The 19,536-nt window shown below is 56.4% G+C and carries 21 protein-coding genes and 1 tRNA gene; 10 read left to right on the forward strand and 12 right to left on the reverse strand.

Annotation, left to right across the window (positions count from 1 at the left end; translation table 11 throughout):
- Positions 1–4: 4 nt before the first annotated feature.
- The 6 genes from mrdA to cbiD all read right to left on the reverse strand — a co-directional run bounded on the left by mrdA (position 5) and on the right by cbiD (position 9,013).
- Entirely contained in the window at positions 5–1,819 is a 1,815-nt protein-coding gene (gene mrdA / locus ACLM45_RS09080) for a penicillin-binding protein 2 (RefSeq protein WP_415408880.1), read from the reverse strand.
- A gap of 4 nt (positions 1,820–1,823) precedes the next feature.
- On the reverse strand, positions 1,824–2,201 hold the full coding sequence (locus ACLM45_RS09085) for a hypothetical protein (protein ID WP_415408882.1): 378 nt from the start codon (positions 2,199–2,201) through the stop codon (positions 1,824–1,826).
- Positions 2,202–2,219: 18 nt separating this feature from the next.
- Complete coding sequence (locus tag ACLM45_RS09090; RefSeq protein WP_415408883.1) at positions 2,220–2,831, reverse strand: hypothetical protein; 612 nt, start codon at positions 2,829–2,831, stop codon at positions 2,220–2,222.
- A gap of 974 nt (positions 2,832–3,805) precedes the next feature.
- Positions 3,806–4,966 carry a hypothetical protein gene (locus tag ACLM45_RS09095; RefSeq protein ID WP_415408885.1) on the reverse strand — a complete coding sequence of 387 codons (1,161 nt, stop codon included), beginning with the start codon at positions 4,964–4,966 and terminating at the stop codon, positions 3,806–3,808.
- Positions 4,967–6,237: 1,271 nt separating this feature from the next.
- Entirely contained in the window at positions 6,238–7,824 is a 1,587-nt protein-coding gene (gene guaA, locus ACLM45_RS09100; protein ID WP_006042640.1) for a glutamine-hydrolyzing GMP synthase, read from the reverse strand.
- Complete coding sequence (gene cbiD / locus ACLM45_RS09105) at positions 7,805–9,013, reverse strand: cobalt-precorrin-5B (C(1))-methyltransferase CbiD (RefSeq protein WP_415411396.1); 1,209 nt, start codon at positions 9,011–9,013, stop codon at positions 7,805–7,807. The genes guaA and cbiD overlap by 20 nt, the downstream gene beginning before the upstream one ends.
- A gap of 55 nt (positions 9,014–9,068) precedes the next feature.
- On the opposite strand from cbiD, the gene ACLM45_RS09110 reads away from it, so the two are divergent.
- Positions 9,069–10,220, forward strand: a complete 1,152-nt coding sequence (locus ACLM45_RS09110) for a pyridoxal-phosphate-dependent aminotransferase family protein (RefSeq protein WP_415408887.1) — start codon at positions 9,069–9,071, stop codon at positions 10,218–10,220.
- A 57-nt stretch (positions 10,221–10,277) separates the two neighbouring features.
- Positions 10,278–10,349: transfer RNA gene (locus ACLM45_RS09115), tRNA-Gly, on the forward strand.
- Positions 10,350–10,737: 388 nt separating this feature from the next.
- Here the strand turns inward: ACLM45_RS09115 and ACLM45_RS09120 are convergent.
- Positions 10,738–10,983 (reverse strand): hypothetical protein, encoded by a 246-nt coding sequence (locus tag ACLM45_RS09120; RefSeq protein WP_415408889.1) that lies wholly within the window; start codon positions 10,981–10,983, stop codon positions 10,738–10,740.
- A gap of 38 nt (positions 10,984–11,021) precedes the next feature.
- Complete coding sequence (locus ACLM45_RS09125) at positions 11,022–11,291, reverse strand: chemotaxis protein (RefSeq protein WP_415408891.1); 270 nt, start codon at positions 11,289–11,291, stop codon at positions 11,022–11,024.
- Positions 11,292–11,410: 119 nt separating this feature from the next.
- Between ACLM45_RS09125 and ACLM45_RS09130 the strand changes: the two genes are divergently transcribed.
- The 3 genes from ACLM45_RS09130 to ACLM45_RS09140 all read left to right on the forward strand — a co-directional run bounded on the left by ACLM45_RS09130 (position 11,411) and on the right by ACLM45_RS09140 (position 12,826).
- The gene (locus ACLM45_RS09130) at positions 11,411–11,926 is read left to right on the forward strand and encodes an AbrB family transcriptional regulator (RefSeq protein WP_038005290.1); all 516 of its coding nucleotides are present in this window, start codon (positions 11,411–11,413) and stop codon (positions 11,924–11,926) included.
- Between the two features lie 63 nt (positions 11,927–11,989).
- Positions 11,990–12,394, forward strand: a complete 405-nt coding sequence (locus ACLM45_RS09135) for a DUF6554 family protein (protein WP_415408893.1) — start codon at positions 11,990–11,992, stop codon at positions 12,392–12,394.
- Between the two features lie 12 nt (positions 12,395–12,406).
- Complete coding sequence (locus tag ACLM45_RS09140) at positions 12,407–12,826, forward strand: hypothetical protein (protein WP_415408895.1); 420 nt, start codon at positions 12,407–12,409, stop codon at positions 12,824–12,826.
- Here the strand turns inward: ACLM45_RS09140 and ACLM45_RS09145 are convergent.
- Positions 12,781–14,289, reverse strand: coding sequence for an SNF2-related protein (locus ACLM45_RS09145; RefSeq protein ID WP_415408897.1), 1,509 nt, complete (start codon positions 14,287–14,289; stop codon positions 12,781–12,783). The two genes, ACLM45_RS09140 and ACLM45_RS09145, sit on opposite strands and share 46 nt — an antisense overlap.
- 253 nt (positions 14,290–14,542) lie before the next feature.
- On the opposite strand from ACLM45_RS09145, the gene ACLM45_RS09150 reads away from it, so the two are divergent.
- Genes ACLM45_RS09150 through ACLM45_RS09160 form a run of 3 tightly spaced genes read left to right on the forward strand, consistent with a single transcriptional unit; the run spans position 14,543 to position 16,168 of the window.
- Entirely contained in the window at positions 14,543–14,974 is a 432-nt protein-coding gene (locus ACLM45_RS09150) for an HNH endonuclease (RefSeq protein ID WP_415408899.1), read from the forward strand.
- Positions 14,975–15,001: 27 nt separating this feature from the next.
- A complete protein-coding gene (locus tag ACLM45_RS09155; RefSeq protein WP_415408901.1) occupies positions 15,002–15,184 on the forward strand; it encodes a hypothetical protein in 183 nt (60 codons plus the stop codon).
- A gap of 57 nt (positions 15,185–15,241) precedes the next feature.
- Positions 15,242–16,168, forward strand: a complete 927-nt coding sequence (locus ACLM45_RS09160) for an SDR family oxidoreductase (protein WP_415408903.1) — start codon at positions 15,242–15,244, stop codon at positions 16,166–16,168.
- On the opposite strand, the gene ACLM45_RS09165 is transcribed toward ACLM45_RS09160, so the two are convergent.
- Complete coding sequence (locus tag ACLM45_RS09165; RefSeq protein WP_006042654.1) at positions 16,134–16,325, reverse strand: hypothetical protein; 192 nt, start codon at positions 16,323–16,325, stop codon at positions 16,134–16,136. The genes ACLM45_RS09160 and ACLM45_RS09165 overlap by 35 nt on opposite strands.
- Here ACLM45_RS09165 and pdxA point away from each other — a divergent pair.
- Positions 16,324–17,352 (forward strand): 4-hydroxythreonine-4-phosphate dehydrogenase PdxA, encoded by a 1,029-nt coding sequence (pdxA, locus tag ACLM45_RS09170; RefSeq protein WP_415408905.1) that lies wholly within the window; start codon positions 16,324–16,326, stop codon positions 17,350–17,352. The two genes, ACLM45_RS09165 and pdxA, sit on opposite strands and share 2 nt — an antisense overlap.
- Here the strand turns inward: pdxA and accB are convergent.
- Complete coding sequence (gene accB / locus ACLM45_RS09175; RefSeq protein ID WP_006042656.1) at positions 17,339–17,818, reverse strand: acetyl-CoA carboxylase biotin carboxyl carrier protein; 480 nt, start codon at positions 17,816–17,818, stop codon at positions 17,339–17,341. The genes pdxA and accB overlap by 14 nt on opposite strands.
- A 2-nt stretch (positions 17,819–17,820) precedes the next feature.
- Positions 17,821–18,384 carry an elongation factor P gene (gene efp, locus ACLM45_RS09180; RefSeq protein WP_006042657.1) on the reverse strand — a complete coding sequence of 188 codons (564 nt, stop codon included), beginning with the start codon at positions 18,382–18,384 and terminating at the stop codon, positions 17,821–17,823.
- Positions 18,385–18,416: 32 nt separating this feature from the next.
- Here efp and ACLM45_RS09185 point away from each other — a divergent pair, with 32 nt between their 5' ends.
- Positions 18,417–19,535 carry a peptidylprolyl isomerase gene (locus tag ACLM45_RS09185; RefSeq protein WP_415408907.1) on the forward strand — a complete coding sequence of 373 codons (1,119 nt, stop codon included), beginning with the start codon at positions 18,417–18,419 and terminating at the stop codon, positions 19,533–19,535.
- Position 19,536 lies beyond the last annotated feature (1 nt).

Raw genomic sequence — 19,536 nt, forward strand, 5'->3', positions numbered from 1 at the left:
GCGCTCACACTCCCGACGCCTCCGATTGACCACGGGTGCGGTTCCAAACCTCCATCACCTTTTTGGCCATCGGCAGCGCATGCACTGAGCCTCCCCCGGGAGTGTTCTGTGCAAAAGCCACGATCACGATCTCTCCTTCCGGATAGGGGGCGTAAGTGGCAAACCAGGCATGGTCCGGACCACCGGTGCTGTCCTCTGCGGTCCCCGTCTTGCCGCCTGCTGGAGGAATGCCTGGACCGTTCAGGCCAAACCCAGTGCCATCAGACACCACCTTGCGCAGACCTTCTCGTATTTTGGCGAGCGTGGAAGGCTTCAGGTCCACCTTGGTGCGACGGGAGGCATCGGTCCAGTCCAGCCCCTGATCCGCAAGGTGGGGTGTGACCAGCCAGCCACCGTTGGCGAACACCGAATACGCCCGGGCCAACTGCAGGGGGGTGATCTGAACCACCGACTGACCGATGGACGCACTCGCCATGTCCTCCGGAATCCATGGGGTCGTACCGGGCTCCGCCCAGCCGCGACCGGCCGCGGCCCAGTCTTCATCACCCACCAAACCGACACTTTCCTCCCAGCCGATCTCAATGCCTGATTTCTGCCCGAAACCCAGGGCTGTCGCCGCTTTCTGAAGAGCACGCGAGCCGGCTCCCACCCCCACTTGATAGAAAAAGGTGTTGCTGGAGAAGCGCAACGCATCGGCGTAACCGATGGTGCCGAAACCAGCACCATTGTGGTCGGGGAAGCAATGCCCCCCATAAGTAATGCAGGCCATGGTGGGCAACTTGGTGTCCGGAGGGAATTTGCCGGACTCCATAGCGGCCATTGCTGTCACCGCCTTCCAGGTACTGCCGGGGTCATAGGGGTTCATCGCCCGCGAGAGCAAGGGCTTCTTCGGGTTGGAGAACAGCGCGTCGTACTCCTTCTGTGTGGTGACGAGCTTGGAGAAGAAGTTGGGGTCGAAGGTGGGCTTGCTGGCCAACGCCAGGATGGCGCCGGTTTTTGGATCCATGGCGACGATGGCGCCCCCGGGTTTGTCCGCCAGGGCCTGCTCGGCCACCTTCTGCAGATCGAGATCCAGGGTGAGAGTGAGATCCTTGCCCGCCACCGACGGACGATCACCGAGGCGGCGCTGCACCTCACCCATGGCATTGACCTCAAGCATCTGGCCGCCCCAGGCGCCGCGCAGGTGGGATTCGTAGGCGGCTTCCACACCAATCCGGCCGATTCGATCACGGATCTTGTACCCCTTCTTGCCCAGGGATTTGTATTCGTCTTCTGTGATCGGCTGGGTGTAACCGAGGGCATGGGCTGCCAGAGTTCCATGGGGATAGGCCCGGAGGATGTCCACATCCACCTGCGCCCCCTTGAGCCCACGTGCCTGCTCCCGGAAACGCAGCACCTGTTCCGGCTTCAGATCCGTGGCCAGATTGATGCGGTAGCCATCCCTTGCCAGGCCACCACCACGACGCTGATCCAACACGTCCGCATCAAGGTTCAGAAGTCGGGCGAGCCGATCGCGCAAATCCGGCCATGACGCGTCATCCACAAGACGCGGTTCCACATACAACGAATAGGTGAGCTTGCTGGAGGCCAGCACCCGGCCTTTGCGATCCAGCAGTCGACCGCGGGTGGGCGACCGGGGCACCAGGCGAATTCGGTTCTCATCCGCGAGTTGGCGATAGCGCGGAGCTTCGAGCACCTGAAGCCAGACCAGTCGGGACACCATGGCGGTGCTCATCATCAACACCAGACCCAGGAGTACTAATGGCTGCTGCCGCAGCCCGGTATGACGCTGACCATCCCCCTGCGCGAAACCCGCCATGGCGTTAATTCCGTGGCGTGATCAGAGCATCGAGACGTTGCAGGCGCGTCTCAATGCGGGCCAGCACCTCCTGCAGCTCCTGAGGATCATTCGAGAGCGCAGGGGACTCCAGCGGCTCTACTGGCTCATCCACATGCACCTGTACCGACATCACTGGATTGCCAAGCCCCGGGCTGATTTGATCGAGACGCTCCCTCAGAACCCGTGCAGCCGGCTCACCCTCCCTGCGCAGGTCTTCCAACAGATCATCAGCTTGAGCCAATGACTCCACAGCGCGAGCCGGTCCATCGGAGCGCACCCGATCCACGAAGGCCAAACCCATCGGCAGCACGTCCTGCATCAAAGCCAGACGCAGCTCATCCAGCGGTTGGCTTTCAGCCATGGATTCAGAATGCCTTGATCAACGCAATCCAGTCTGCTGCTGCGGAGGCACAAGTGTCGGACAGCTGGATTGAGAAGAGCCATACGACCACCCCAAAACGGCGGACAGCACCAACAGCGCCACGATTGGCACCAAGGCCTGATGGGTCGTGTCCAAGGCGATCCATTCGCCCCATCCCTGCAAGAAACGGTTGCGGGCAAAACGCCGCTTTTTCTTGGTCTCTTCCCGGGACCTGCGGCGATAAGACTTCTCGACCCACCGCTCGAAAGACCGCTTCTTGGTGATCGCCATCTTGCGCTCCACCTCCAGAATCTGTCCGGAAGTCAGCTCAGGATGGAAAGTGCTGATCAGCTCCAGGCTCTTGAGGAACATCTCCACAGCACCATCCTTGATCTCCTGGTCGCGTTCATCAAGGAGCGCCCACTCGAGCTCCGGATAAAAACGGCTGCGGTTTTGCTGGATCTGCTCCTCACTGAGCTGGCCAGGCTCTCTGAGCCAGCGGTCGGTGTTGCTGTCAAACCTCCTCCAGTAGAGAAAAGGATTGATATAGATGGTCTTGCCTGCCAGCTGGATGCTGTCCTGCTGCAGACGACGCTGAGTTTGCAGGTCCTGCTGTTGAGCAGCGGTCACAGACTTGAGGCCGGGGGCTCAGGTTATCGGCACTGAGCACCGAGCACCAGCCCCTGCGCCTTTTGTTCCCACTTGATCAACCCATTGAACGGGAAGCCAGTCACGGTGAACGATCGGTACGGCTGTGATCAGACGAGAAACTTCATCGCCAATAGCACAGGAGATCGGATCGGCCTAGAACAAACTTGAAAACAATTGATACTAACTTGAACAGTAGAGATTTCGAATTTTTCCTATACTAAACAGTTATTCATTCTCAAAACAAGTAAAGCGATGAAGAGATTTTGGGATTCAAACGCATTTCGTCTCGTCAACAAGGTTGATCAAATTTATCGCTAAAGAGGGCTACAAATACCCACGCAACTGGTCGAGCTCAACTCTGAAAAATTTACAACCGTCTAAATAGGTGGCCCACAAAACCATGACTCGGGAGCGACACAGCGACTGAACATAACTCTATAGAAACCCAACCCCAGGAAGCTTGATCTCATAACGAACCATCAATGCACCATCAATTTCTGACCAATGAGAGGAAAGAGATCAATAGACATCTTATATTCACAATGCCTGCCCTGTTCACCTTAATGGAATAAAACAAATAAAATACGGTACAACTTGCAGGTGATCCTACGTTATCAAAATAAATCAATTCCACCTTAGAGTTGAATTCTTTTTTCTTCAACAGTTAAAGACTTCAACCCAGATCAACAATAATTTTTGTATCGTCATTGCGGCAGCCAACCGATGGGGTTGAATCAACATTCATCTTTTTAGAGATCATATTTGCACTGTCTGGATCTAGCCAAGAACAGAGATCTTTCTTGTTTTACAACAATCTAGGAGTTAACGCAACCAAGTTTCTGCAGCAGCACAACTTCAACGAAGACATCCAGTATTCGACTGGCAGGTTGTGGGAGAACCTATTGATCAATATAAAGATGCAGATGACTCAGAAAAGCAAAAACAAATTCAGATTATTTTGCATTTTTTAATTTTAATTGCAGCTTTCGCTTGTCACCCCAAAGAGATATGACCAGCTTCTCTAACAGCCGAGGATCAAGCTGAACTTCTGTTAAATTAATTTTTTTTTCGGCAAACTCTTTCTGATCATCAAACAATGATTGATTGAGAGGAAAATACTGAGAGCGCACGATTTCACAGGATTCATGAAAGTGGCTTTGATAGGCTTCAAATTCATCCCTGCATGGCAAAAATCTTGAGCCATCGTTTGTATTATTCATGATAAACCTCGAGATCTGCCCACGCATTTGATTTGACTTATTATCAACAAACTTAGGGTATTCCAAGTTGAGTTTGCGGAGCAACGCCATTCCACTCAATGAAAGGGTTTCATTAGAGCGATTCAAAAGTTCATATTCGTTTTCGGAAAACTCATCGATAACTTGGGAACAAAAATCGATTACAACATCTCCCTTTTCCAAAAAGCTTCTTTCAAATCTTCTAACAATAATTTCTGCATCAGGGAAGCATTCATGCCAACGCCCAATTGTTTGAGCATGGTTGCAGAGGTATTCAATGGATGGTTGCTGCGGAGAAGGAAGACCTACCCACGTACCACCGCCTTTAATTGCAGTTGACAAGAGTGACACTGCTGTCTGGAGGGGATCTCTTATATAAATAAGAATGCGCATGCTACTTGCAAGCTCTTCAACCAATTTTTTGAGTCTCTGAATTTCCTCTATGTCCCTTAATCGAGATTGAAAGTGCTCGGATGTGAAGATCAAAGTCTTGCATGAAGCGGCGGCATTTCGGCATTCATCGATCAGCTCATTTCTTTTTTTATTTATTCTGTCTTTCCTGTCTTCTAAGCTTTTAAATTCTTGAATGATAGCAAAATCATCAGAGAAATCATCATTGTTCGCGATCAATGGGATCCATCTATGATTTCCGTAACCCACCATGGGGGATTGCGGGATATAGACACCATTTTTCCTAAGTCTGACCATATTCTTCTTTAGAAATTCCTGGATAGATGTAGTACCTGTCTTTTCCGTTCCAATATGCAGCACTAAATCCACGTCTTCCTGAAAAGTCTTTGAATCAATTATAGACCTCTGCAACCGGAACCATGCAGCATTTAAATTTGTACTCCAACACCAACTGACATCTTCCATCGTTCTTATGGAACGTCTTTAGATTCAATCATTCATTTTAGCGAGTGATCAGGCAATCCAATGCCCCTCACAAGGTCGCCTGAGTTGATGGAATAAGAAATTAAACTTTTACAAAGTTAGCTGATTCCTCCTCGCATTGAATTAGGCCAAAGATATACTTAGCAAGTAATGTCAGACAGCAACGACCTTTAGCGAGGCGAAATGCTCCACTTCTCGTTGCGTTCTCACTCCATATCCGTGTTTCTACGGATGGCAGAAGGTTTTTAGCGGCTGGAACATCAGGTCATCCCCTTTAAAAAGTGAAGAGTGCGTTATCGAGGAAGGGACGAGGAAAACATCTTTAGTCGTTGGCTGTCTCAAAGCAGAGTCGTTTTGTCGTGATGGTGACGAATCGTAGGAATGTCTTCCATCACCTTGGTGCTGCTCCCGTTTGAAGAAGTGGCATTCCATGCCACCTCTTCTGATAATTCTCCTACTCCTCACAGGAGACCGCCAAGAAAAAGGTGATGACGGGTCAGAACAAGAGAGAAAAATCCCTGAGGAATACACATCTCAGAGGTTTTTTACCAACCTTCGGACACTGCGGTGAATAGGTTCAGCGCGTGAACACTACTCATTGCATCGAAAAGACCTAATCGAAAGGCATGCAGTCTGCTTCGAAAGTTTCCAGTCGGTCACTGCCAACGACAATGACCATCTTCTCAAAACCCTCTTTAATCACGATAGTCAGCTCATCCAGGGCAGTCCTCGCTCGCTCGTCGTCTACAAAGCATGACGCTATAGAAGGGAATGCAAACTACAGGAAGTATTGCTTCTGGTTTGGGTGGAAGTGTGGCTGTCTAGCATCCAGAGTTCTGGATGGATCGATTTTTAACACACCATCACCAGAAATGACTTCCACTTGCCCCCTGGTGCCTCTGATAGAGAAGAGAGCGAATAGTGCGCTCCTCGGCTGAAGACCTTCTGGACGGGTTGGCACTTGTTGATGGCAACAGGTTGGCGTGTTCGCCTCCACCCTCAAGTAAGGCAGTTACATCCACATCAGCACGTCGTCTCTTCCACCTAAAGACCTCCTCTTACGCACCGACCCCTGCGAAGAGAGAACAATGATCCACAGCTTTTTTTAGAGAAGCAAGGAAGCAATTGAAGAGTAATTGAGTTGTGAGGTCGTTGGTCACCCAAAACCCGGTGAAAGCGTTTCACACAACCTCAAAGGGTCATAGTGGGGAAGTACAACTCTTCAATGATTACGATAAGTTTGGTCCTTATAACTATTCCCACTCAATAGTACCCGGTGGCTTGCTGGTGATATCGAGAACCACCCGGTTCACGCCCTTCACCTCATTCACGATGCGATTCGAGATGGTCTCCATCAGGTCGTAAGGCAGACGCGACCAGTCCGCCGTCATGCCGTCCTCGCTGGACACGCAGCGCAGCACGATCGGCCAGGCATAGGTGCGTTTGTCGCCCATCACACCTACTGAGCGCACGGGCAGAAGCACGGCGAACGCCTGCCAGATCTCGTGATAGAGCCCCGCCTCTTTCACCTCTTCGCGGACGATCAAATCTGCGTCGCGCAGGCAATTGAGTTTCTCAGCGGTCACTTCGCCGAGGATGCGGATGGCCAGCCCAGGCCCTGGGAAGGGATGACGCCGAACAATCTCCTCCGGCAGGCCGAGCGAACGACCCACCTTGCGCACTTCGTCTTTGAACAACTTGCGTAGGGGCTCCACCAGCTTGAACTGGAGATCCTTCGGCAAGCCGCCAACGTTGTGGTGGCTCTTGATCTTCACCGCCACCCGCTCGCCGGTTTTCGGGTCAACGTTGGTGCCGGCGCTCTCGATCACATCGGGGTAAAGGGTGCCCTGGGCCAAGTAATCGAAGGGGCCCAAGCGGCGGCTCTCCTCTTCAAACACGCGAATGAACTCCGTTCCAATGATTTTGCGCTTCTGTTCCGGATCGGTGATGTCTTTGAGTTTTTCGAGAAAGCGCTGGCGAGCATTGATGTATTCAACGTGAATGTTGAATTTGCGATCAAAGAAATCCATGAGGAATTCCGGCTCCCCCTTCCGCATGAATCCCTGATCGATGAACATGCAAGTGAGCTGATCACCGATGGCCTTCTTAAGCAAAAAGGCGAGGGTGGAGGAATCGACACCCCCGGACAGGGCCAGCAGTACCCGCTTATCGCCGACCTGGGACCGCACTTGTTTCACGGCTTCTTCGATGAATGCCGCCGTGGTCCAATCCGGCTCGCAGCCGCAGATGTGATAGACGAAATTGCGGATCATCGCCATCCCGCAGGTGGAATGCACCACCTCGGGATGGAACTGCACGCCATAGAGCCTGCGCTGGTGATTGGCCACAGCGGCCTCGGGCGTGTTGGCGGTATGAGCCAAACGCACGAACCCTTCCGGCAGGGCCTCCACCGAGTCCCCATGGCTCATCCACATCGTGGATCCGTTGGCCACATTCGTGAGCAAGTCGGTGGGGTCATCCACCTCGAGCGGTGCCTTGCCGTATTCGGCTTTGCCAGTGGCCGCCACCACACGACCGCCCAGCTGCTGCACCATCAGCTGCATGCCATAGCAAACCCCCAGAACGGGAATGCCCAGGTTCCAGATCTCCGGGTCACACAGAGGTGCGTGCTCCGCGTAGACGGAGCTGGGTCCACCGCTGAGGATGATTCCCTTCGGAGCCATCCGGCGCAGTTCCTCTGCCGTGGTGCTGTAACCGAGCACCACGGAGAACACCTCGGTCTCTCGGACCCGCCGAGCGATCAGTTCCGAGTACTGAGAGCCGAAATCAAGAATGACAATGGCCGGCTGACGCTGACCTTCATTCGGAGCCTGTGACATCTCGCCCGTGAGCCGTGGAACGGGTGACCGCGCAATCGGCGGCCGATCCCTCAGCGTAGAGAAGGACCCCACAGCGCTTGAGCATCTCCTGCCCACAAGGTCCTGCCCAGCGCAACTGGCGTTGACGATCGAACAAAGCGGCGCCCACGCGCATGCCGCTGCAGCCATAGCGCACGAGGTAGGCCAGGCTTCGTTCTTCTACCGCAGCGGCCACGGCCTGCCATAACGCCACAGCCTGTTCACGATCCTGATCCGAAAGCCAGCGAAATGCCTCCTCCAGGGACGCAGCAGCCATCAATCCGCGCAGGCGATCACCAGACAGGCCCTGCTTCACCCCTTGAGCCACCAGCACCTCCAGACGACCATCCGCCAGATGGTGGTGGGTGTGGAAGATGCCGCCGGCCAGCTTCACCAGTTTCCCGTGATATCCGAAAAGAAGAAGCTCCTGCACCCCCGCTTCGGCGGCAGCCACCAACAGCGGACCCATCCAGTTGCCGGCCTTCAGTTGTGGCTGATGGGCCGCGAGGTCCAGAGATCGGGCCAGATCAAGACCGTTTTCGCCGATTACCAATGTGAGCCGCCCCTGAAAACCAGACGCCCCCGTCAGGGACTGAAGACGCACCAGAGCGGCCTGGAGCTGATCGGGAGAGGCACTGGCCTGCACCTCAGCCTGCGTGCCGATGAGCGCCAGGCCCTCCACCACACCGAAGGCGGCGTTGCTGGTGCGTTGCGCCAGCTCTCGGCCCCTGGGAAGCACCACCTCGAGCTGCAGACCTTGGCCGCTGGGCACGAGGTCCTGGAGATTGCACTCCAGGAGATCCCTCGCAAACCCTGAAATGCAAAGGGTGCCATCGCTCTCGAGACGACCAACCCCCGCCCCGGCCTTCAGCATCAGCCAACCTTGCTCAGCAGGGCCCCAGCAGGCATGCACCCAGATTTCCAGACCGCGGGTGAGATCGAGGCCAGGACCTGGATCACACACGCTGATGGCCAGCGCCTGCGCACCATCGCGAACACAACTCGCCGCGTGGACCGGCACGCTGCGGGAGTCGGACTCCCCAGGAATCTTCAGGCTGACCCGATCAGGCGCTGGATCCCCCAGCAACACCTGGGTAGCGGCACGGGCTGCCGCCGCCACCCACACCGGCAGGGTGAGCCCAGATCCGGAATCAACAACAGGGGCAGCGATAACGGGAAGGGCAGCGGATCATTTTTTAGGATGGAGGATTGGCACTCCAGAGGCCGTGCAGGACAAGCTGACCCTGATGATTCCCGGGCCTACCCCGGTGCCCGAAACGGTGCTCAAGGCCATGGGACGACACCCGATCGGTCACCGCAGCGGGGAATTCCAGGCCGTGGTGGAGCGCACCAACGCCCAATTGCGCTGGCTGCATCAGACCAGCAGCGATGTGCTGGTGATCACCGGAAGCGGCACGGCGGCCATGGAAGCCGGCATCATCAACACCCTGAGCCGCGGCGATCGTGTGCTCTGCGGAGACAACGGCAAGTTCGGTGAACGCTGGGTGAAGGTGGCGCGGGCCTACGGACTCGACGTAGACGTGATCAAGGCCGAATGGGGTCAGCCTCTCGACCCCGAAGCGTTCCGCACAGCTCTCGAAGCCGATACCGACAAAACCATCAAGGCGGTGATCCTCACGCACTCCGAAACCTCCACCGGAGTGATCAACGATCTTCAAACGATCAGCAGTTACGTGAAGGCCCATGGTGTGGCGCTCACCATCGCTGACTGCGTCACGAGCCTTGGAGCAACCAATGTTCCTATGGATGCCTGGGGCTTGGATGTGGTGGCCTCAGGGTCTCAGAAGGGCTACATGATGCCTCCGGGGCTGAGCTTCGTGGCTATGAGCGATCGGGCCTGGATCGCCTACGAACGTTCCGACCTACCCAAGTTCTATCTGGATCTCGGTCCGTACCGGAAAACGGCAGCCAAGAACAGCAACCCGTTCACACCAGCGGTGAATCTCTACTTCGCCCTGGATGCGGCTCTGGAGATGATGCAGTCGGAGGGACTGGAAGCAATCTTTGCCCGGCACGCACGCCATCGGGCTGCGGCGACTGCAGCGATGAAGGCCATCGGCTTGCCCCTCTTCGCGGCCGAAGGCTATGGCAGCCCTGCAATCACCGCTGTTGCACCCGATGGAATTGATGCCGAACAGCTTCGTAAAGCCGTGAAGGAGCGATTCGACATCCTGCTGGCTGGTGGTCAGGACCATCTCAAAGGTCACGTATTCCGGATCGGCCACCTTGGGTTTGTCTGTGATCGCGATGTGCTCACAGCCGTGGCCGCAATCGAGTCTGTTTTGCAATCTCTTGGTCTGCACAAAAGCGAGATGGGTGCAGGCCTCAGTGCAGCATCATTAGCGTTGGGCAAATAAAAAAACTCGTTCCAATGAACGATGTTTCAGGGCATGGGATACCATCATGCCCACAACGCGGGTGTAATTCAGTGGTAGAATGTCAGCTTCCCAAGCTGAACGTCGCCGGTTCGAATCCGGTCACCCGCTTGACCAAATAATTGCGATCAGATCTAGCTGCGATTGCCCCAAGATGAACGGGGCTTGATCAATTGAACAACTTGTGGGCCAACGCTTCTCGCACGACGTTCTTGGTCAAGAGCTTTGAGAATCATCTGAGCAGATTCAGAAACTTGACCCGCTTCAGCATTGGATCGAGCCTCCTGATAAAGCTGATCAGCTAGCTTCAAACATTGTTCGCGCGAAGCTCCAGGAATCGCTGCTTGGCTTACAGGCTTCAATAGCGTGGCGACCACGTCATTACTTTTTCCACTTGCCCAAATTATATCAACAAAAGATCACTAAGAACAACGCACAACAAAGATTCATCTCGAGCTACGAACACTCAGTCGTCCGACGATCAGTTTCAGAGAGAGCGTCAGGTTCCGGGTTCTTCGACGTTGCCGCCTAACTCGGCAATCTGAGCCCGAAGAAGTTCACATCGGTTGTCATCACCACGGGTGGTCGCAACGGCGAGGGCGAACTCCAGTTTTTCAAGCTGATGACCACCTTCAAAGAAGCTGCGACGGTTACCTGGCATTGGCAACCCAGACGAAGAACAGCCTGGTCGCGGAACGTTTCCGGAACCGCGAGTACCAGATGTGGGGAGAGTTGAAGATGCCATAGTTAGCTTTCTTTTTATTTTGCCACCCCTGGCCAGCTTTATGCGGCCAAATCCACATCCGGTTCATCCATCTGGTGTTCTGAACGACCGAGTAGCTCCTGACATTCAAGCAACAACTGATCGACACCATCAAGCCGATTCAGCTCTTCGGCCGGCAACGTCTGCGCTTCGCTGCGTTGCGTCTCCAACTGCAATTCAAGACTTTCCAAACGCTGCTCAAGCCTGATCAGGCGCTGAGACAGAGCATTGAGCGTTTGAGCAACATCCTCAGCCGTACGAGTGATGCGGAAAGATACGGATTGGCTCATCCGAAAACAGAGCAGCAATGGGCAGATCACAACACATGCAAGACAGACCCTCAAGTCGCGGATCAGGTGATGCCACTGTGGTTTGAGATCGAAACACCACCCGCTGGGAGTTTGACGTGCTGCCTTCTCTGCTGACTCTGCTGGTGTACCTCCTGGCAGGAACCATCTTTGGCCTGCTGGCGATCAAAACCGGACTCCCTGCAGCACCCCTCGCCGGAGCTCTGGTCGGAGCCGCCGTGGTGAGCATGAGTGGACGCTTGGACATGGCGCAGTGGCCTACTGGCACGCGAACAGCACTTCAGATCGGAATCGGCACAATCATTGGAACTGGTCTCACCACGGCTTCCCTCGATCAATTGAAGGATCTCTGGAGGCCGGCTGTGCTGATCACGGTCACCCTGGTGCTCACCGGTGTGGTGATCGGTCTCTGGACCAGCAGACTTCTTGGCGTGGATCCACTCATTGCTTTGCTCGGTGCAGCGCCGGGAGGCATCAGCGGCATGAGTCTGGTCGCAGCCGATTACGGGGTTGGAGCAGCCGTGGCTGCACTGCACGCCGTGCGACTCATCACGGTGCTTCTCGTCCTGCCCTTGGTCGTCAAAATGCTGGCGCCGCTTGGCCTCGGCAATTCCTGATCCAACTCTGGACAGAAAAATAAGAGTCGATACGTTGACGCAGATCGTCCGTAGTGTCTACGAATGGCCAGCCTTCCAACTCGCCTTGCCCTGCTGCTGCCGATAGCAGGCATGTTGTGGTCAGTCGCTCCTGCCAGGGCAGCGTCCAACAGTCCAGCCGAGAAGGGGGCACAGATTTATTGCTACATGCGCAGTAGCGGAAATGATCACATCGTGAGTTGGGAAGCCTCCTATTCGCTGATCAAGCGTCAGGGGAGTGGCCTATTCAAAACCTCCCCTAAGCATGCTGCCGTGATGATCACCGAAGCGGTGGTCGAAGATCCGACCAGCTTCCCTGATTGCGGGCAGTATCTGGGCGATCTGTTTGGCGGGTCCCAAAGGATTACTGAATCGCCCACCTCATCGACCCGCACCAGCGAGAGCAAAGAAACCTCCAACTGGGATGCTGATGAGCGTTACAGCTACTGAAACCAGTCGGTGATGAATCAGTCTCGGAATCAGATTCAACCTCCTCATCGGCTGGTTTCCGTTCTGATCCTTGGCGGGGTTCTTCTCAACAGCCTGGGCTGCGGCAGACAATCAGCTGAAATCAGCCCAACCTCAGGCGTTGATGTGCAGGTATCAGGATGTCTTGAAAATCTGAATCTCAAACAACTGGATGGAGCCCTGGAGCGTTGTGATGAGGTCGTCAAAATCCACCGAAGCAATCCGATTCCCCTTGTGGATCGCTCCTTGATCTACAACTTGATGAACCGACCGGATGAAGCCTGCCGCGACGTGGCCAAAGCTGCTGAATTACTCAAGCAGAGCCAGCAAAAACCCGACCCGATGGTGATGCACGAGCTGACTGTGCGTCAGCAGTCCTGCAAGCAGCGGGCGACCATGGTCGGCAGGGACTGACGTTCAACGCTCACCCGTCGCGGACCCATGAGCAACTCGATTCGACTGGCCTTGCTGGCCACCAGTCCATCCACGAGTTGGTCCGCTGGACCGAGCTGAAGCCAATGGCTCATGAGCTCCCCATCCATTCCCAGCCGATGACAACGATCCTCGGCCTGATCAACATCACCTGGAGTCCAGGGACGTTCGAGCAGAACCACCTGACGGGCCCTGTGGAGAGTGAATCCCAGGCCACCAGCGCCAAAGGTTGCTAGCAGCAGATCCGTCGATCCGTCCTGAAAGCGATCCACAGCCATCTGACGCTCCTCCGGTTTCTGCCGACCGCTCAGCAATTCCCCACCCAGACGTTGCTGCAACAGTGCAAGAGGAGCCACGAACGAGCTGAAGAGAACGACCGATTCACCTTGCGCGCGGAGTTGCTGCACGAGCCGTTCAGCGGCCGGCAGCTTGAATTCAGCAGCGATCAAACGCAATGACGTCAACACCGCAAGGGATTCGGCATCAGACCGCACCTCACCGGCCCTGACACGGCGGCGATAGTCCTCGACCACCAACGCCAGCCGGTGGTCAAACCCTCTGGACTGGTTGTGCTCCAGTGTCACTGGGATAAAGGAGCGACGCTTGGGCGGCAGACCCAGCACCCGCTGTTTACGGCGATGTAGCACCAGTGGCGTGGTGAGCCGCCGCAGCTCATCAAGACGGCTAGCACCATCCACACGCCAGCGTCGCTGACCTCCACGCTCACTCCAGTGACCCTGACAAAACATCTCCTCAAAGGAGCGCTGATCACGAGCGAGTGGATGGTCAATCGCAGCCAACAGTGGATAAAGCTGAATTGGTCTGCCGTTGCGAACCGGAGTTCCCGTGAGCATCCAAATCGCTCGCAACCGCGGATGGCGAGCCAACCGCAACAGAGCCTGGGTGCGCTGCGCCTGCATCGTCTGGGCGTAGTGCGCTTCATCAACGATCATCAACGTTCCGGCTTCAGGAAGCTCACTCGGCAGACGTGCCCAGCTGTGCAGGCAAACCTCGAGATCAACGGCCGACGCTTCCCGTTGCCAGTGGGGATGCAATCCCACCGGCGCAACGACAAGCAGGCGAAGAGGCACCACGCGCAGAAGGGCTCGCGCTGCCAACAGGGCCGTCAGCGTTTTACCCAGTCCCATTTCATCGGCCAGAAGAGCTCCACGGCGTGCGAGGAGCCAACGGGCACCAGATCGCTGATGGGGAAGAGGCCTGCGACCGTCAGCTAGCGATTGATTCAGATCAGCCTGCGCAATCAACTCGCGGTGATTAGGCAACGGCGGTAGGGGATGCCGATGCCAATGCAGCCAGCGCAAGAGCTCATCATCCACACGAAAGCGGTCTCCAAAACGCTCCAGCAGAGTCTCTGCAGCCGCAAGCGGAAACTCCCAACCCAGGGATGAGCCACGCCAGAGCCCCCGAGGACGAATGCGACCCATTTGCGCATGAGTGACCGCATCAAAGGGATACGTTGCATGCACAAGACCCGATGGGGTCAGTCCGAGACTGCAACCAGGAGGAGATCCTGCCGTGGATCCAAATCAGCAAACATCATCCTATGTCTCTCAGCGAGAGACACAAGGGGGCCGACGCCCCAACCTAAATCTACAGAACGAAATCGCGAAAATGCAGTCTTGAACACATTGACGACGGTGTCGGTCACGGCAAACTTCGATCAACCGAACGATTCGGATGCATAACAGAGATGCGGTTTTTCTCGAAGATCTCTGTCCTAAATTGCGTGTCCGAAGGTGGCGTCAATCACTCCACACTTACACCGGCAAAAGTTGCATCTATTGCGGCAAACCCTCAGAATCAATTGATCATGTTTTACCGAGAAGTCGCGGAGGGTTGAGCATTACTGAAAATTGCGTACCTGCTTGCTTGTCCTGTAATGGTCACAAGTCAGATGCTGATGTATTCGATTGGTATCGGCGTCAGCGTTTTTATGATCCGCGACGAGCCATGGCGATCCGAGCTTGGATGGATGGCGACCTCCGCTTGGCACTGCGGCTGCTGCAATGGGCACAACCTGAGCTTCAAGAAGCGATGACCGAGCCCATGGACGCCGACACGCTCATGACCAATCAGGACGACAGCGACTGGGCCTTCCAGATGGCCTGATCACCAGACCCGGCAAGCATCAGCTGAATGGTGCTGTCGGCAGATGGAAGCCTGCTCCTCTGGGTGCTCTGGAGCCAGCAGAAAGGCGCTACTGACCAGAGCAGCAGCAGCCACGGCTATGACACCTCGGAGCAGGCCTGTCTCTTGTCGATCTGCCGCACGAGCCCTGCTGACCGGCTCACGACGAGGCAGCATGGAGCCTTGGGATGACACCAAAGAAAGACAGGAACCGGTCACGACCGAATGGCGAATAATACGTTTGTACTCATGCATGATTCGTTTGTCAACCGCTGTCAACCCCTGCCTGCGGGTTCCAAACTCTGCATCCTCGGCGCCGGTTTCAGCGGCAGCCGCCTCGCTTCTCTGGCTTCTGCCCTGCAGATCCCTGTCATCAGCACCCGGCGTAAACCCTCGCCGGACAGCGAACACCTCGCCTTCGACACGGCTACGGGTCAGGCGCCCGATCGTCGCCAACTTGAAGGCATCACCCATCTGCTCAACACCATCCCACCCGATCGCGATGGCAACGATCCGGTCCTGAAAACGCTCGGCGATCAGATCCAGCAGTGGCCGCTGCGCTGGGTCGGCTATCTCTCGACTACAGGGGTGTACGGCAACACCGACGGTGCCTGGGTCTGTGAAGACGACCCTCCAGAACCCACCCAAGACCGAAGCCGGCGTCGGCTGGCGTGCGAGCAGGAGTGGCAGGCCAGAGGACTTCCCCTACAGATCCTGCGCTTACCGGGAATCTATGGACCTGGCCGCTCCGCTCTCGCTGCGGTGAAAGCAGGAACGTTGCAGCCGGTGGACAAGCCTGGACAGATGTTCTGTCGCATTCATGTGGATGACGTAGCCGCGGCCTGCCTCCATCTCATGCATCGATCCGCTCAGGGTCAGCACCCAGAGATCGTGAACGTCTGCGATGACGAACCAGCCGCGAGTGTTTCAGTGCACCGCTATGCCGCATCCCTGCTGAACTGCGAGCTTCCGCAACCAAAACCATTCACCGAGGCGGAGGCCAGCATGAGCGCCATGGCCAGGTCGTTCTGGGCGGACAACCGAAGGGTCAGCAACCAGCGCCTCCGCCAGGATCTCGGCTATGAGCTGATTTATCCGACCTACCGCAGCGGGCTGGCGCAATGCCTTGAGATCGAGACCCTCACGGAGTCGAGGACTCCGTCCTCTCCGGCTTGAACATGGGCAGTTCATGCAGTTGCAGAGGCTGGTCGGGATCGATGAACGTGAGACCGGCGTCATAAAGAAATTGGCTCCACTGAACCTCCAGCCATCCCTGCTTCAAAGCAGTCCCCAGGCCGTAGAGCAGCAACCCGATCAACAGCCAGCGCAGCATGATCCCACTCCATCAACTCACCGACGCTAATCAGCGTCTGGTCATCGCTTTAGGGGATCCCGCCGGTATCGGCATGGAAGTCACAATCAAAGCCCTTGCAGATCCCCGCTGTCCGCGTGACATGAAACCGTTGCTAGTGGGCTGCAGAGCCAGCCTTAAACGCACGCATCAGCTCCTGCACAATCTGAAGAACTTTCCCCTGGTGGATCCTGATGACCTTGAGATTGAAGACCTTCCCATCCCGGGCGGCCCGCTGGATCCAGGCGATGCAGGGGTCACAAGTGGGGAAGCCAGTTTCCGCTGGCTGAGTCGAGCTGTGGAGCTCGTCCAAGGAGGGCACGGGCGGGCCCTGGTCACAGCGCCAATCGCGAAGCACACCTGGCATGCAGCAGGTCATCCCTATCCCGGGCAGACCGAGCGATTGGCCGAACTCGACGGAGCAGACTCCGCATCGATGCTGTTCACCGCCGTATCGCCCAGCACCGGATGGCGACTGAACACCCTTCTGGCCACCACACATATCCCTCTGCAACAGGTATCTCAAGCCCTCACACCGGCTCTGGTGACCACCAAATTGAAGACCCTGGCCAGGTTCTGCCAGCGCTTCAACCCCTCACCGGAGCTTCTGGTGGCCGGTCTCAATCCCCACGCCGGCGAACAAGGTCAGCTCGGCACAGAGGAAGAGCAATGGCTCACGCCTCTGCTGCATCGCTGGGCTGAGGCCAACCCCACGATCCGGCTCAGAGGACCTCTACCTCCAGATACCTGCTGGCTCAGCGCAGCGCAGGCATGGAGCAGAAACAACAGTCCCGGGCCTGACGGGATTTTGGCCCTGTATCACGATCAGGGACTGATTCCCGTGAAATTGCTCGCCTTCGACCAGGCAGTCAACACCACACTCGGCCTTTCGTTTCTGCGGACATCGCCCGATCATGGAACCGGATTTGATATCGCCGGACAAGGAATCGCACGCTGCGACAGCATGCTCTCCGCCATCGCAGCGGCCTGGACGCTTAGCCAGGCTTAACGCGCATCAACACCTGACCAAATTCCACCGGTGTGCCGTTATCCACAAGGATTTCCACCACTTCACCACTCAGCTCAGCCTCCAGCTCGTTCATCAGCTTCATGGCTTCGAGGATGCAGATCGTCTGACCAGCAGAGATGCGGTTGCCGATCTCCACAAAGGAAGGTTCTCCAGGTGCAGGAGCCCGATAGAAGGTGCCCACCATCGGTGCGGTGACATCCACGAGATCCGAGCGAGTTCCTGCAGCTGCTGGAGGGGCTGCGGACGATGACTCGCTCTGAGTCTTGATCTCCATCGCTGGCACAGGAGCAGCTGCGACAGGCACCATCTGGGTGGACGCAGCCGGAACAGGAAGATTCCGGCAAACCTCTAGGCGGAAATCATCCCCCTCGAGCCGGAATTCCTGAATGTCGCTCTCCGCCAGCTTGTCGAGAAGCTGATTCAACTGATCGTGGTCGAGATGCATGGTCAGCTGTTCTCCCGACCCAGGTAGGTGTCGTTGCGGGTGTCGACCTTGATCTTCTCACCAATAGAGAGAAAGAGAGGCACCATCACTTGGGCACCGGTCTCGAGAATGGCCGGCTTGGTGCCACCAGTCGCGGTGTCGCCTTTCACACCAGGATCCGTCTCCTTGATCTCGAGCACAACCGAATTGGGCAGCTCAACTTCCAGGGGCTTGTCATTCCAGGAGACGACATTCACCTCCATCCCTTCCTTGAGATATTTGCGGCTCTCTCCGATCTGCTTCGCAGACAGGCGGGTTTCTTCGTAGGTGCCCATATCCATGAAGACATAGTCCTCACCTTCCATATAGGTGTGCTGAAGCGTGGCTTTCTCAAGAATGGCCTGAGGCAGCATCTCGCCAGCGCGGAAGGTTTTCTCCACCACGTTGCCGCTCTGCACCGCCTTGAGCTTGGTGCGGACAAAGGCGGAACCCTTGCCGGGCTTGACGTGCAGGAACTCGACCACACGCCAGACGGCACCGTCCAGCTCGATGGTGGTGCCAGTGCGAAAGTCGTTGCTGGAAATCATTCCCGCTGAACGGTTCAGGGGATCATACGGCTGTGCCAAAGTCCTTTCAGCACCTGGGGTTCTCCTTGGCGATTCGGTTGGCTTTTCAGCGTTTGAGCACTGGCTTGCTCGGCCTTCTGATGGTGGTCGGCTTGGTCTGGGCCGAACCCGTCTGGGCCGGACTGCCTCAGGGAAATGCCGTGAAGGATCCCGCTGCGATCCTGCGGGATTCCCTGCCGATGGACCAAGAGGATCTGCGTGAACTGCAGCACCGACTGGAAGGCACCAGTGACGATTTGCGGGCCAAGCGCTGGAGTGCCCTCGGACGCAGCATCAGCCGCAGCGAAGCGTTGCTGAACACGCGCCGCAACACCATTCTCAACGCCGTGCCCAATGCCGAGCGTCAGCAGGCCGAACAGCTGCTCGACACGGTCAAAGACGACTTGGTGCAACTGCAGGAACGGGTGGATGCCGCCGATAAATCAGGATTCATCCAGACCCGCCGGCAGACGCTGACCACAATTGGCGATCTCGAATACCTGCTGATTGATGACCGGATCCCTGCCATTCCCGCGGAGTTCGATGACCTGCCCCGCCTCAATGGGCGGGCCACCGTGGTGATCAGCACCACACAGGGCGATCTCACAGCCGTGGTGGATGGATACAACGCACCCCTGACGGCCGGCGCCTTCATTGATCTGAGCCTCAAGGGCTTCTACGACGGCCTTCCCTTCACCAGGGCCGAGGACTTCTACATCCTGCAAAGCGGCGATCCTGAAGGTCCTGCAATCGGTTATGTGGATCCAACCAGCAAGCAGGAACGGCATGTGCCGCTGGAAATTCGTGTTCCAGGCGAGCCGGACACCTTCTACAACGAGACCTTTGAAGATGTGGGCCTGTACAAGGCCACGCCCGTTCTGCCCTTCTCCACCCTCGGCACCCTCGGCTGGGCCCATTCCGATCAGGCGCTCGATGATGGCTCATCCCAATTCTTCCTGTTTCTTTACGAAGCGGAGCTCACCCCTGCCGGTCTGAATCTGGTGGATGGACGCAATGCCGCGTTCGGATACGTGGTGGATGGCTTCGATGTTCTCGAGGAACTCAGCGTGGACGATCAGATCAACCGTATTGAAGTGGTGGATGGAGCCGATCGGCTGCAGCCCCACGCCTGAC

The organism is Synechococcus sp. A10-1-5-9 (assembly GCF_047716785.1).
Classification (GTDB): Bacteria; Cyanobacteriota; Cyanobacteriia; order PCC-6307; family Cyanobiaceae; genus Synechococcus_C.